Origin of the sequence: Bacteroides sp. RTP31139st1_H2_RTP31139_211217, assembly GCF_040227615.1 — a bacterium.
Taxonomy (GTDB): Bacteria; Bacteroidota; Bacteroidia; order Bacteroidales; family Bacteroidaceae; genus Bacteroides; species Bacteroides uniformis.
Map to the genome: position 1 here is coordinate 21,917 of NZ_JBCNZM010000042.1, position 12,487 is coordinate 34,403.

Annotated in this window: 10 protein-coding genes; 9 read left to right on the top strand and 1 reads right to left on the bottom strand. The window is 49.5% G+C overall.

The window, feature by feature from the left end; translation table 11 throughout:
• The first annotated feature begins 244 nt into the window (after positions 1-244).
• The 7 genes from dnaN (at position 245) to ABUA47_RS09295 (ending at position 8,289) form a co-directional block, all read left to right on the top strand.
• Positions 245-1,369 carry a DNA polymerase III subunit beta gene (dnaN, locus tag ABUA47_RS09265; protein WP_005831387.1) on the top strand — a complete coding sequence of 375 codons (1,125 nt, stop codon included), beginning with the start codon at positions 245-247 and terminating at the stop codon, positions 1,367-1,369.
• A 138-nt stretch (positions 1,370-1,507) separates the two neighbouring features.
• Positions 1,508-2,278 carry a 3'-5' exonuclease gene (locus tag ABUA47_RS09270; protein ID WP_005831385.1) on the top strand — a complete coding sequence of 257 codons (771 nt, stop codon included), beginning with the start codon at positions 1,508-1,510 and terminating at the stop codon, positions 2,276-2,278.
• Positions 2,279-3,508 carry a bifunctional phosphopantothenoylcysteine decarboxylase/phosphopantothenate--cysteine ligase CoaBC gene (coaBC, locus tag ABUA47_RS09275; protein ID WP_195587985.1) on the top strand — a complete coding sequence of 410 codons (1,230 nt, stop codon included), beginning with the start codon at positions 2,279-2,281 and terminating at the stop codon, positions 3,506-3,508. It abuts the gene before it with no gap.
• A 33-nt stretch (positions 3,509-3,541) separates the two neighbouring features.
• Positions 3,542-5,212 carry a DNA repair protein RecN gene (gene recN, locus ABUA47_RS09280; protein WP_087333018.1) on the top strand — a complete coding sequence of 557 codons (1,671 nt, stop codon included), beginning with the start codon at positions 3,542-3,544 and terminating at the stop codon, positions 5,210-5,212.
• Positions 5,213-5,240: 28 nt separating this feature from the next.
• Positions 5,241-5,981 (top strand): 23S rRNA (guanosine(2251)-2'-O)-methyltransferase RlmB, encoded by a 741-nt coding sequence (gene rlmB, locus ABUA47_RS09285; RefSeq protein WP_005831382.1) that lies wholly within the window; start codon positions 5,241-5,243, stop codon positions 5,979-5,981.
• Positions 5,982-5,984: 3 nt separating this feature from the next.
• Complete coding sequence (locus tag ABUA47_RS09290; protein WP_057256435.1) at positions 5,985-7,688, top strand: serine protease; 1,704 nt, start codon at positions 5,985-5,987, stop codon at positions 7,686-7,688.
• Positions 7,689-7,914: 226 nt separating this feature from the next.
• Positions 7,915-8,289: a RidA family protein gene (locus ABUA47_RS09295; RefSeq protein ID WP_119957814.1), complete on the top strand. Its 375-nt coding sequence runs from the start codon at positions 7,915-7,917 to the stop codon at positions 8,287-8,289.
• On the opposite strand, the gene ABUA47_RS09300 is transcribed toward ABUA47_RS09295, so the two are convergent.
• Complete coding sequence (locus ABUA47_RS09300; protein ID WP_035448828.1) at positions 8,257-9,510, bottom strand: bifunctional folylpolyglutamate synthase/dihydrofolate synthase; 1,254 nt, start codon at positions 9,508-9,510, stop codon at positions 8,257-8,259. The two genes, ABUA47_RS09295 and ABUA47_RS09300, sit on opposite strands and share 33 nt — an antisense overlap.
• Positions 9,511-9,678: 168 nt before the next feature.
• On the opposite strand from ABUA47_RS09300, the gene ABUA47_RS09305 reads away from it, so the two are divergent.
• The gene (locus tag ABUA47_RS09305; protein WP_138298405.1) at positions 9,679-11,004 is read left to right on the top strand and encodes a PhoH family protein; all 1,326 of its coding nucleotides are present in this window, start codon (positions 9,679-9,681) and stop codon (positions 11,002-11,004) included.
• Between the two features lie 184 nt (positions 11,005-11,188).
• Positions 11,189-12,487: polysaccharide biosynthesis protein (locus ABUA47_RS09310; protein WP_349831561.1), on the top strand; the 1,299-nt coding region annotated here is incomplete at its 3' end.

Sequence of the window (12,487 nt, forward strand, 5' to 3'; positions counted from 1 at the left end):
CTTGGAAACTCCGCCTCTGGGCTGGAGTATAGCGATGATTTTTCCTGTAAATTCCATTGTTTTCTTTTTAAATGATGCGGCGAAGTTACAATTTTTTAGGAATATGAGACGAATATTCGGCTGTTTTTTCTTGCTATTTCTTTGTCGTAGGGAATTCTTTTTTTAACTTTGTCCGTCAGTTTGAAAAAGATAAAAACGGTTTCTAAGACGTTAGCAAAATAAAAAACTTAAATATACAGAAGATATGAAATTTATCGTTTCGAGTACTGCGCTCTCCAGTCATTTGCAGGCTATCAGCCGTGTGATTAATTCGAAGAATGCGTTGCCTATTTTGGATTGTTTCCTCTTTGAACTGCAAGACGGAACCTTGTCTGCAACTGTTTCCGACAGTGAAACGACGATGGTCACTACGGTCGAAGTGAATGAAAGTGATATGGACGGCCGTTTTGCCGTCACAGCCAAAACCCTTTTGGACGCTTTGAAGGAAATTCCCGAACAACCGTTGACTTTTGAAATCAATACGGATTCCCTTGAAATCACGGTACAGTATCAGAACGGTAAATACAGCCTGATGGGGCAGAATGCGGACGAGTTCCCGCAGTCTGCCATGTTGGGTGACAATGCCGTACGTGTGGAAATGGATGCACAAGTGTTGCTGGGTGGTATCAACCGTGCCGTGTTTGCTACGGCTGATGACGAGCTTCGTCCCGTGATGAACGGTATCTATTTCGATATCACAACGGAGGACATCACGATGGTGGCATCAGACGGTCATAAGCTGGTGCGCTGCAAGACACTGGCCGCCAAAGGTAACGAACGTGCCGCCTTTATCCTGCCCAAGAAGCCGGCTTCGCTGATGAAGAATCTGCTGCCGAAAGAGCAAGGCATGGTGACTATCGAGTTCGACGAACGCAACGCTGTGTTCACACTGGAAAGCTACCGCATGGTGTGCCGTCTTATCGAAGGTCGCTATCCCAACTACAACTCTGTGATTCCGCAGAACAACCCTTATAAAGTGACGGTAGACCGCCTGCAACTGCTCGGTGCTTTGCGCCGCGTGTCCATCTTCTCTTCGCAGGCAAGCAGCCTTATCAAGCTCCGTATGCAGGAGAATCTGATTGTCATCTCCGCACAGGACATCGACTTCTCTACATCGGCCGAAGAAACACTGGTTTGCCAATATGCGGGCAATCCGATGAGCATCGGTTTCAAGTCCACTTTCCTGATTGACATTCTGAATAACATTTCTGCCGATGAAATCGTTATCGAACTGGCAGATCCTTCACGTGCAGGTGTCATTATTCCGGTAGAGCAGGAAGAGAACGAAGACTTGCTGATGCTGCTGATGCCGATGATGCTGAATGACTGATGAATATTAGCAATCGGATTATGAGCTACGAGCTACAAGTGGCTGCGCAATTATGCCGCACGGTACTTGTAGCTCGTGGCTTGTAAGTTAAACTTATAATTTATAGCTCATAGCCAGAGCTTATAAAACGAAAAAACAATGAAATTGAATCTGAAAAATCCGATAGTCTTTTTTGATTTGGAGACTACGGGTACCAATATCAACTCAGACCGAATTGTCGAAATTTGTTACCTCAAGGTATATCCCAACGGGAATGAGGAGTCCAAAACCATGCGTATCAACCCCGAAATGCCCATTCCTGCCGAAGCATCTGCCGTTCATGGCATCTACGATGCCGATATAGCCGACTGCCCCACATTCAAGGAAGTGGCGCGCAACATTGCCAATGACATTGAAGGATGCGACTTGGCGGGCTTCAACTCCAACCGTTTTGATATCCCCGTCCTGGCGGAAGAGTTCCTTCGTGCCGGTGTGGACATTGACATGAGCCGCCGCAAGTTTGTGGACGTGCAGGTCATCTTCCACAAGATGGAGCAACGCACGCTGTCTGCTGCCTATAAATTCTATTGCGGCAAGAATTTGGAAGACGCCCATACGGCAGAGGCTGATACACGTGCCACCTACGAAGTGCTGATGTCGCAGTTGGACCGCTATCCGGAGTTGCAGAATGACGTGGCTTTCCTTGCCGACTATTCCAGCTTCAACAAGAATGTGGACTTTGCCGGTCGTATGGTTTACGATGACAAAGGTGTGGAAGTATTCAACTTCGGCAAGTACAAGGGCATGTCGGTATCCGATGTCCTGAAGCGCGATCCCGGCTATTACAGCTGGATTCTGAACAGTGATTTTACCCTGAATACCAAAGCCACGCTGACCAAGATACGTCTGCGTGAAATGACTCAGAAATAAATGGCAAATATACTGAAAGGGAAGAAAATAGTATTGGGCATTACGGGCAGCATTGCCGCCTATAAAGCATGCTATATTATTCGCGGACTGATTAAGCGTGGTGCAGAGGTGCAGGTGGTCATTACGCCTGCCGGAAAAGAATTTATTACCCCTATCACGCTCTCTGCCCTGACCAGCAAACCGGTTATCAGTGAGTTCTTTGCCCAACGCGATGGCACCTGGAACAGCCATGTGGACCTCGGTCTGTGGGCAGATGCCATGCTGATAGCCCCGGCTACGGCTTCCACCATCGGCAAGATGGCGAATGGCGTGGCAGACAATATGCTGATTACCACCTATCTTTCCGCCAAAGCTCCGGTGTTTGTGGCGCCTGCCATGGACCTGGACATGTATGCCCATCCTTCCACCCAAAAGAATCTGGATACACTCCGCTCTTATGGAAACCACATCATAGAACCTGCTACGGGAGAACTCGCCAGCCATCTGGTGGGGAAAGGCCGTATGGAGGAGCCGGAGAATATCATCCGCCACCTGGAAATGTACTTTGCTGCCAAAGATGGCGACCTGGTGGGCAAGACAGTGATAATAACCGCAGGACCTACTTATGAGAAGATAGACCCGGTGCGCTTCATCGGCAACTATTCTTCCGGCAAGATGGGACTTGCCCTGGCAGATGAATGTACCGCCAGAGGGGCCAAGGTGATACTGATTGCCGGTCCGGTGCAGCAAGGCACTTACTTCCCGATGCACCAGTACCATGCGGTAGAGTCGGCGCAGGAGATGTTCGAGGCTGCATCCGCCGCCTTTGTCCATGCCGATGCCGCCATCTTGACGGCTGCCGTGGCAGACTACACCCCCGAACAAGTGGCGGATGAGAAAATCAAGCGTGAAAAGACCGGGGAGATGAGTTTGAACTTGAAACCTACTCGCGACATAGCCGCTTTCTTAGGCAATCTGAAGAACGATACAGAGCACCAACGGCGCCTCCTCGTAGGCTTTGCCCTTGAGACTCATAACGAGCAGATGAATGCGGAAGACAAGCTCAACCGCAAGAATCTGGACTTCATCGTGCTGAACTCCCTGAACGACAAGGGAGCCGGTTTTCGTTGCGATACCAATAAAATCAGTATCATAGACCACCAGGGAAAGACGGACTACCCCTTGAAGTCCAAAGCCGAAGTGGCTGCCGACATCGTAGACCGTCTGGTGAAAGATTTAAATAGTAAATAGTAAATCGTAAATCGTCAAATCGTCAATATCCTTATGTTGCGTTCGCTTTACATACAGAATTATGCGCTTATTGAAAAGCTCGATATCAGCTTCAGCAGCGGTTTCTCGGTGATAACGGGTGAGACCGGTGCTGGAAAATCCATTATTCTGGGTGCCATCGGTCTGCTGCTGGGACAGCGTGCCGATGTGAAAGCCATTCGTGTAGGAGCTTCGAAGTGCATTATTGAGGCCCGTTTTGATATTTCCGCTTACGGTATGCAGCCTTTCTTTGAGGAGAATGAGTTGGAGTACGAGGAAGAATGCCTCCTGCGCCGCGAGGTGTCCGCTTCGGGCAAGAGCCGGGCATTCATCAATGACACGCCTGCTTCATTGGCTCAGATGAAGGAGTTGGGAGAACAGCTGATTGACGTGCATTCCCAGCATCAGAACCTATTGCTGAACAAGGAAGGGTTTCAGTTGAATGTACTGGACATCTTGTCGCATAACGAAGAGGCCTTGTCTGCTTACCAGCATATCTTCGGAGCATGGAAGCAGGCACAGCAGGATTTGGAGGCCCTTGTTGCCCGTGCCAATCAGGATAAGTCGGACGAAGACTATATCCGTTTCCAACTGGAACAGTTGGAAGAGGCACACTTGTCTGCCGGTGAGCAGGAGGAGCTGGAGCAAGAGGCAGATACGCTGAGCCATGCGGAAGAGATAAAGGCCGGACTCTATCGGGTAGGGCAGACGCTCTACTCGGACGAAGGAGGCTTGTTGTCCGGGCTGAAGGAATGCCTGAATACGATGCTCGGCCTGCAGAGGGTTTATCCGGTTGCCGGGGAACTTGCCGAACGCATGGAAAGCACTTATATCGAGTTGAAGGATATTTCGCAGGAAGTGTCGGGTAAGGAGGATGAAATAGAGTTCAACCCCGAACGTCTGGATGAAGTGAACGAACGTCTGAACTTGATTTATACGCTCCAACAGAAGCACCGCGTTTCCACTGTCGGTGAACTTCTGGCGTTGACGGATGAATACGCCGCCAAACTCTCAGCCATCACTTCGTCCGACGAGCACATCGAGGAACTGAAAGCGCGTTGCGACGCTTTATATAATAAGGTGAAAAAGCAGGCTGCCGTCCTCACCAAGGCGCGTACTGCCGCTGCCCGTGAAGTGGAGAAGCAGATGGCTGCGCGGCTGGTTCCGTTGGGCATGCCCAATGTCCGTTTCCAGGTAGAGATAGGTGCCCGCAAAGAGCCGGGCATACACGGGGCGGATACTGTGAACTTCTTGTTTTCCGCGAATAAGAACGGGGCATTGCAAAGCGTCTCCTCCGTAGCTTCGGGTGGTGAAATAGCCCGCGTCATGCTCTCCATCAAAGCAATGATAGCCGGTGCCGTCAAGCTTCCTACCATTGTATTCGACGAAATAGATACCGGAGTCTCCGGCGAGATAGCCGACCGCATGGCGGATATCATGCAGGAGATGGGCGAGCAGGACCGCCAGGTAATCAGTATCACTCATCTGCCCCAGATTGCTGCCCGCGGACGCGCCCATTATAAGGTGTACAAGCAGGACAACGAGACGGAAACAAACAGTCACATCCGTCGTCTGACCGACGATGAACGTGTGGAAGAAATAGCCCATATGCTGAGTGGTGCTAAGCTGACCGAAGCCGCACTGAACAATGCCAGAGCATTGCTGGAAGTATCAAATAGTAAATAGTAAATCGTCAAATAGTAAATACCCATATATGGTTGATAACAGTGAAATGATTTTCGGCGTCCGTGCCGTGATAGAAGCCATTCAGGCAGGAAAAGAGATAGACAAGATATTGGTAAAGAAGGACATTCAGAGTGATTTGTCAAAAGAGCTGTTCGCTGTCTTGAAAGGGACTTTGATACCGGTACAGCGCGTTCCGGTGGAACGCATCAACCGCGTGACGCGTAAGAATCACCAGGGAGTGATTGCCTTCATCTCTTCAGTCACTTACCAGAAGACGGAGGACTTGGTACCTTTCCTTTTCGAGCAGGGCAAGAATCCTCTGTTTGTGATGCTCGACGGCATCACGGATGTCCGCAATTTCGGCGCCATTGCCCGTACTTGCGAGTGTGCGGCGGTAGATGCCGTGATTATCCCTGCACGGAACAGTGTATCAGTCAACGCAGATGCCATGAAAACTTCGGCAGGAGCCTTGCACACTTTGCCCGTTTGCCGCGAACACAGCCTGAAAGAGACCCTGCAATTCCTCAAGAATAGTGGTTTCCATATCGTGGCAGCCACGGAGAAAGGCGATTACGACTATACCAAAGCCGACTATACCGGTCCGATGTGCATCATTATGGGTGCCGAAGACAAGGGGGTGTCCTATGACAACCTGGCGTTGTGTGACGAGTGGGTGAAGATTCCCATGTTGGGAACCATCGAGTCCCTCAATGTTTCCGTTGCAGCCGGCATTTTGATTTATGAAGCGGTAAAACAAAGAACCAACTAAGATATGAAAAAGAAATTGCTGTTGATGCTCACTCTCTGTTTATTGGCTCAGTGGAGTGTGGCACAAGCCCCGAAGTGGGTAGACAAAGCCAAACGTGCCGTTTTTTCGGTGGTGACCTACGACCAGGACGATAAGATACTGAATACTGGAAACGGCTTTTTTGTCACTGAAGATGGCGTTGCGCTTTCTGACTACACCTTGTTCAAAGGTGCCCGGCGCGCCGTTGTGATGAGCTCGGACGGGGCACAGATGCCGGTGGAGGCCATTATGGGAGCTGATGACATGTACGATGTTGTCAAGTTCCGTGTCGGCATCCCCGGAAAGAAAGTCACGGCACTCACTTTGGCTGCTGTGGCTCCGGCCGTCGGTGCGGATGTATATCTGCTGCCTTATTCCACCCAGAAGGACCGTTCCTTCACTGCCGGGAAAGTAAAGGAAGCTGATAAGATTTCCGGTAACTATTCCTATTATACACTTGATATGCGTTTGAAGGACAAGATGGTGAGTTGTCCGCTGATGACTGTGGACGGGCAGGTCTTCGGCCTTGCGCAGAAGTCCTCCGGACAAGACACGGCTACCATCTGCTATGCCATTGATGCCAATTTCGCCATGTCGCAGAATATCTCCGCATTGTCTTATGGAGATATGTCATTGAAGGGCATCGGTATTAAGAAGGCATTGCCCGATACCGAAGAGCAGGCTTTGGTGTTCCTCTACATGGCTTCTTCCCAACTGTCTCCGGAGAAGTATATGGAGACTCTGAACGATTTCATTGCACAATATCCTGCCAGTGCCGACGGTTATCTGCGCCGTGCTTCCCAGCATCTGTTCATGTCCCGTGAAGATGCTTCCATGGATAAGGTCGCCGCAGATATGGATAAGGCTTTGGAGGTTGCCGCAAAGAAAGATGATGTGTATTACAACCGGGCCAAGATAATCTATAATTATGCATTGGGCAAGCCCGAGAAAGTTTATAAGGACTGGTCGCTCGACAAGGCTTTGGACGAGGTACGGAAAGCGATAGCCATTGACGAGCTTCCGGTTTATGTCCAGTTGGAGGGTGACATCCAGTTTGCCAAGCAGGACTATCCGTCGGCATTTACCAGCTATGATAAAGTGAATAAGACCATTCTGGCCTCTCCGGCCACCTTCTTCAGTGCCGCCAAGACCAAGGAATTGATGCAGGCGCCTGCCGAGGAGGTACTGGCTTTGATGGACAGTTGTGTGGCCCGCTTTACCCAGCCCTATACGGAGGAGGCCGCCCCTTATTTGTTGGAGCGTGCCCAAGCCCGTATGAATGCAGACCAGGCGCGTAATGCCATGCTGGATTATGACGCCTATTACAATGCCGTGAACGGTAAAGTGAACGACATGTTCTACTATTACCGTGAGCAGGCTGCTTTGAAGGCCAAGCAGTACCAGCGTGCGCTGGACGATATGGCGAAAGCCATCGAACTGAATCCGGAGGATTTGACTTACCGTGCCGAACTGGCAGTGGTGAATCTTCGCGTGGGACGTTACGAAGAGGCGTTGAATGTGCTGAAGGCTGCTCTGGAGAAAGACCCTAAGTATGCCGAGGCCTACCGTCTGATGGGTATCGCCCAGCTGCAGATGAAGAAGGACAAGGAAGCTTGTGCCAGCTTTGCCAAGGCAAAGGAATTGGGTGACCCCAATGTGGATGCTTTGATTGAGAAGCATTGCAAGTAAAGGGATGGGATAGAATAAAGGCTCTGCTTTCGCAAGCAGAGCCTCTGTTTTGGGGAACTCCCCCGTGTTAAATGAGTTAAGTCTAGGTATAACAGGTTATGAGTGAAATTACGTTGTTTTATTTATAAAATGCGTGGATTTCCGGAATACTGCATATACTTCGGATTTTTTTTATTTCAAAAAAGAAAATAGACTCGATTATTAATAAAAACAAACTTTGACAATCATGAAGAAAGTGATTTGCAGCCAGAAGGCACCGGGCGCCATAGGCCCTTATAGCCAGGCTATCGAAGCCAGTGGAATGGTATTTGTATCAGGTCAGTTGCCTATTGATGCAGCTACCGGAGTGATAGCTGAAGGTACGGAAGCGCAAGCCCGCCAGTCCTTGGAGAATATAAAGCATATCCTGGAAGAGGCAGGTCTGAGCATGGCGAATATTGTGAAGACAACCGTTTTTCTGGCAGACATGTCCTTGTTCGCTGATATGAACAAGGTATATGCCACCTATTTTGACGGTGCTTTCCCGGCACGTTCGGCTGTGGCAGTGAAGGCGTTGCCCAAAGATGCCTTAGTAGAGATTGAGTGCATCGCGGTTCGCTAACAAGTCGGCCACAATGAAACTGCTGCCTCCCACGAAGATGAAATCTTCCGGGAGGCTTTTTTCTTGTGCGGCCCGCACGGCGGCAGGTACATCAGGATAGCAATGTCCTTCCAGACCTGCTGCTTCGGCAAGCTCCTGTAGTTCGCTTTCGGGCAATGCTCGCTTCACGCTGGCTTTGGTGAAGTAGTAGGTCGCTTCCCGGGGCAGCAGGGCCAGTACCCCCCGTATATCCTTGTCATTCACCATGCCTATGATGATGTGTAGCTGGCGGTAAGCCTGCTGTTTCAGTTGTTCTGTAATGTAGGTGATACCTCCCACATTGTGGCCGGTGTCACAAATCAGGGTGGGCGAGTCCTGCAGTTTTTGCCAGCGTCCCATCAAGCCCGTCAGTTCCACCACACGGGCAAAGCCACTGCGCACTGCTTGTCCGTCCAGTCGGTAGCCGGCTTCTTTCAGTAGCGGGAGGGCGGTGAGGATGGTCCGGGCATTTTTCTGCTGGTAGAGCCCTTTCAGTTCGTATTCTATTCCGGGATAGTCTTCACGGTCATTCTCTTCGGCAAAGTAGATGGGAGCACCCGTTGTCTGTGCTTTTTCCAGAAATACCGGTTTCGTTTCGGGAGTGGTCTCGCCGATTACAACGGGGATACCGCTTTTAATGATTCCTGCCTTCTCTCCTGCGATTTTTGCCAAGGTGTCCCCCAGGAATTGGGTATGGTCAAAACTGATGTTGGTGATGATGCATACATCCGGACGGATGATATTGGTACAGTCCAGGCGTCCGCCTAGTCCCACCTCGATTACGGCTACATCCACCTTTTCATCGGCAAAGTAGCGGAAGGCCATGGCGGTGGTCAGCTCAAAGAAAGAGGGATGGAGGGGTTCGAAGAAGCCACGTTCCTGCTCTACAAAACGGATGACGTATTCCTCGGGTATAGGCTGTCCGTTAATCCGGATGCGCTCCCGGAAATCCACCAGATGGGGCGAGGTATAGAGCCCGACCCTGTATCCTGCCTCTTGCAGTATGGCGGCAAGCGTATGCGAGCAGGAACCCTTTCCATTGGTACCAGCCACATGAATGCTGCGGAAACTGCGGTGGGGATGTTCGAAGTGTGCGTCCAGGGTCAGAGTGTTTTCCAACCCTTCCTTGTATGCTGAGCCGCCCACTTGCTGAAACATGGGCACACTGTTATATAAGTAAGTTAAAGTGTCCTGATAATCCATCTTTTATAATATTTAACGGAGAAGCAATCCTTTCTCCCTATTAATTTGTTATCTTTAAAAGCGACAAAGATAATGCAGACCGAACGCAATCAAGCTTGCTTGAAATTGCTTGCAGTGTAGCTTATCTTAAGCTTATGCAAAGGTATTAACAATTTAAATCTAACGTGTATGGGAGCTAAGAAAAATTTTGTGATTGATACGAATGTGATTCTTCACGATTATAACTGTTTGAAGAATTTTCAAGAGAATGACATTTATCTTCCCATCGTAGTCCTTGAAGAACTGGACAAATTCAAGAAAGGTAATGAGCAGATTAATTTCAATGCGCGTGAGTTCGTCCGTGAGCTTGATTTGATTACCGATGATAATCTGTTCACCAAAGGGGCGCCATTGGGAGAGGGCTTAGGCCGTCTGTTTGTGGTGGCAGGCATGGTGGACTCTCCCCGAGTACGTGATTCCTTTCCCGAACGCATCCCCGACCATCAGATTCTGTCGGTAGTGGACTGGCTTTCTACCAAAAAGCCTAAAATGAAAACCATCCTTGTCACGAAAGACGTGAATCTGCGCATGAAGGCGCGTTCCATCGGTCTGCTGTGCGAAGACTACATCAATGATAAGGTAATCAATGTGGATATATTCGAAAAGTCGAATGAAGTGTTCGAGGGTATTGACCCTGCGCTGATAGACCGCATTTATTCTTCCAAAGAAGGACTGGACATCAACGAGTTCGATTTTAAGGACATCATTCGTCCCAACGAATGTTTTGTGCTGAAGAGTGACCGCAGCAGTGTGCTTGCGCGTTATAATCCCTTTGCCCATTCGATTTGCCGGGTCCACAAGACAAAGAATTATGGCATTGAGCCGCGCAATGCCGAGCAGAGCTTTGCTTTTGAGGTGCTGAACGACCCGAACATCAAGTTGGTTGCCCTGACCGGCAAGGCGGGAACCGGCAAGACCCTGCTGGCATTGGCCGCCGCATTGGGAAAATTTACCGACTACAAGCAGATTCTCCTGGCACGTCCCATCGTGGCCCTATCCAATAAAGACCTTGGATTCCTTCCCGGTGATGCCAATGAGAAAGTGGCTCCTTACATGCAGCCTTTGTTCGATAATTTGAATGTAATCAAGCATCAGTTCGCTGCCAATTCCTCTGAAGTGAAACGCTTGGAGGATATGCAAAAAAGTGAACAATTGGTCATCGAGGCATTAGCCTTTATCCGCGGGCGCAGTTTGAGCGAGACCTACTGTATTATTGATGAAGCCCAAAACCTGACTCCGCATGAGATTAAGACCATCATCACCCGTGCCGGTGAAGGCACAAAAATGGTGTTTACCGGTGATATTCAGCAGATAGACCAACCCTATCTGGACAGTCAGTCCAATGGGCTTGTTTATATGATAGACCGTATGAGGGACCAGAACTTGTTTGCCCATGTCAATCTGGTGAAAGGAGAACGTAGCCAGTTGAGCGAGTTGGCAAGTAATCTGATGTAGCGGATACCGCATTTTCTGGGGTAAAATTATTTCCATCCCGCTTTCCAACTGTTAAAACGAGGGAGGCGGGATAGTTTCTTTATAGACGATAAATAATTATTATAACATTTTTTTATCGATTTCTTGTCCGTTTTGACTAAAATAGTGTATCTTTGCCTCGCCTAAAACAAAACTGTCAAGCGAAATGAAGCGAAATTTTTTTCATCGGTATCTTTCCGCGAAAGTGCTTCCGATATGGACTATTCTATTAATTGACGTATTTATCATCGTCATATCCAGTCTGTTGGCCTATGCTCTCCGATATGATTTCAGAAGCATTTTTTTGGAATCCTCTACCATTGACAAGACCATTTTATGGACGGTTGTTGTCAACTTGATTTTCTTCCGTGTTTTCCGTACGTATTCCAATGTGTTGCGCTTTTCTTCCTTTGTGGATATCATGCGCATTTTTGTGTCATTGACGGTGTCGTATGCACTGCTGATGATAACGAGCGTCCTGACGGAAAGCTATTTGGAGTTTAACCTGGCTCCGGTCAGCGTGCTGTTCATGTCTTATATCATCAGCTTTGCCATGATGGCATGCTCCCGTGTGATTGTCAAGACTTTCTTCGAGGCGCTGAACTTCGACGGCACCCACAGTGCCAATGTGTTTATTTACGGTGCCAAGGAAGCCGGGGTCAACATTGCCAAGGCATTGCGTGTCAATCTGCGCAACCACTACCGTCTGCGCGGATTCATTGCGGACGAACCTGAGCTTATCAACAAGGTGATGATGGGTGTCAGGGTGTTCCCCAACGATGATACGCTGATTGATGTGCTGAACGACCGCGATGTGCAGACCATCATCATTTCTCCTGCCAAGATGGAGGAACTGAAGAAGTCCGACATGGCTGACCGCCTGCTGGTGCACAACATCAAACTGATGACCGCGCCTCCTGGGAGCGAGTGGAACGGTCAGGCGCTGAGCCGCACACAGTTGAAGGAAATTCAGATTGAGGACTTGCTTCAGCGCAATCCCATCGAGATAGATATCCATAAGGTTGCCTCTCATCTGGAGGGCAAGCGTGTGATGATTACGGGCGCCGCCGGCTCCATCGGTAGCGAAATCATGCGCCAGGTGGCTTCGTTCAATCCCTATAAACTTATTTTAGTGGACCAGGCCGAGACCCCTCTGCACGACATCCGTCTGGAACTTCAGGACCGTTGGCGTGACATTGATGCCGAGACCATCATAGCCGACATCTCCAATGCCACGCGCATGGAGGATATCTTCAAGGAGTTCAAGCCCCAGTATATTTTCCATGCGGCCGCCTACAAGCATGTGCCGATGATGGAGGACAACGTTTCCGAGTCCATCCAGGTGAACGTATTCGGCACGCGCACCGTTGCCGATCTTGCCGTGAAATACGGTGCCGAGAAGTTTGTGATGATTTCTACGGACAAGGCTGTTAACCCTACCAACGTGATGGGCTGTTCCAAGCGT

What these genes read in the sequence shown, in the direction of transcription:
- dnaN (WP_005831387.1), top strand. Translation starts at nt 245, where the DNA reads ATGAAATTTATCGTTTCGAGTACTGCGCTCTCCAGTCATTTGCAGGCT.
- ABUA47_RS09270 (WP_005831385.1), top strand. Translation starts at nt 1,508, where the DNA reads ATGAAATTGAATCTGAAAAATCCGATAGTCTTTTTTGATTTGGAGACT.
- coaBC (WP_195587985.1), top strand. Translation starts at nt 2,279, where the DNA reads ATGGCAAATATACTGAAAGGGAAGAAAATAGTATTGGGCATTACGGGC.
- recN (WP_087333018.1), top strand. Translation starts at nt 3,542, where the DNA reads ATGTTGCGTTCGCTTTACATACAGAATTATGCGCTTATTGAAAAGCTC.
- rlmB (WP_005831382.1), top strand. Translation starts at nt 5,241, where the DNA reads ATGGTTGATAACAGTGAAATGATTTTCGGCGTCCGTGCCGTGATAGAA.
- ABUA47_RS09290 (WP_057256435.1), top strand. Translation starts at nt 5,985, where the DNA reads ATGAAAAAGAAATTGCTGTTGATGCTCACTCTCTGTTTATTGGCTCAG.
- ABUA47_RS09295 (WP_119957814.1), top strand. Translation starts at nt 7,915, where the DNA reads ATGAAGAAAGTGATTTGCAGCCAGAAGGCACCGGGCGCCATAGGCCCT.
- ABUA47_RS09300 (WP_035448828.1), bottom strand. Translation starts at nt 9,510, where the DNA reads ATGGATTATCAGGACACTTTAACTTACTTATATAACAGTGTGCCCATG.
- ABUA47_RS09305 (WP_138298405.1), top strand. Translation starts at nt 9,679, where the DNA reads ATGGGAGCTAAGAAAAATTTTGTGATTGATACGAATGTGATTCTTCAC.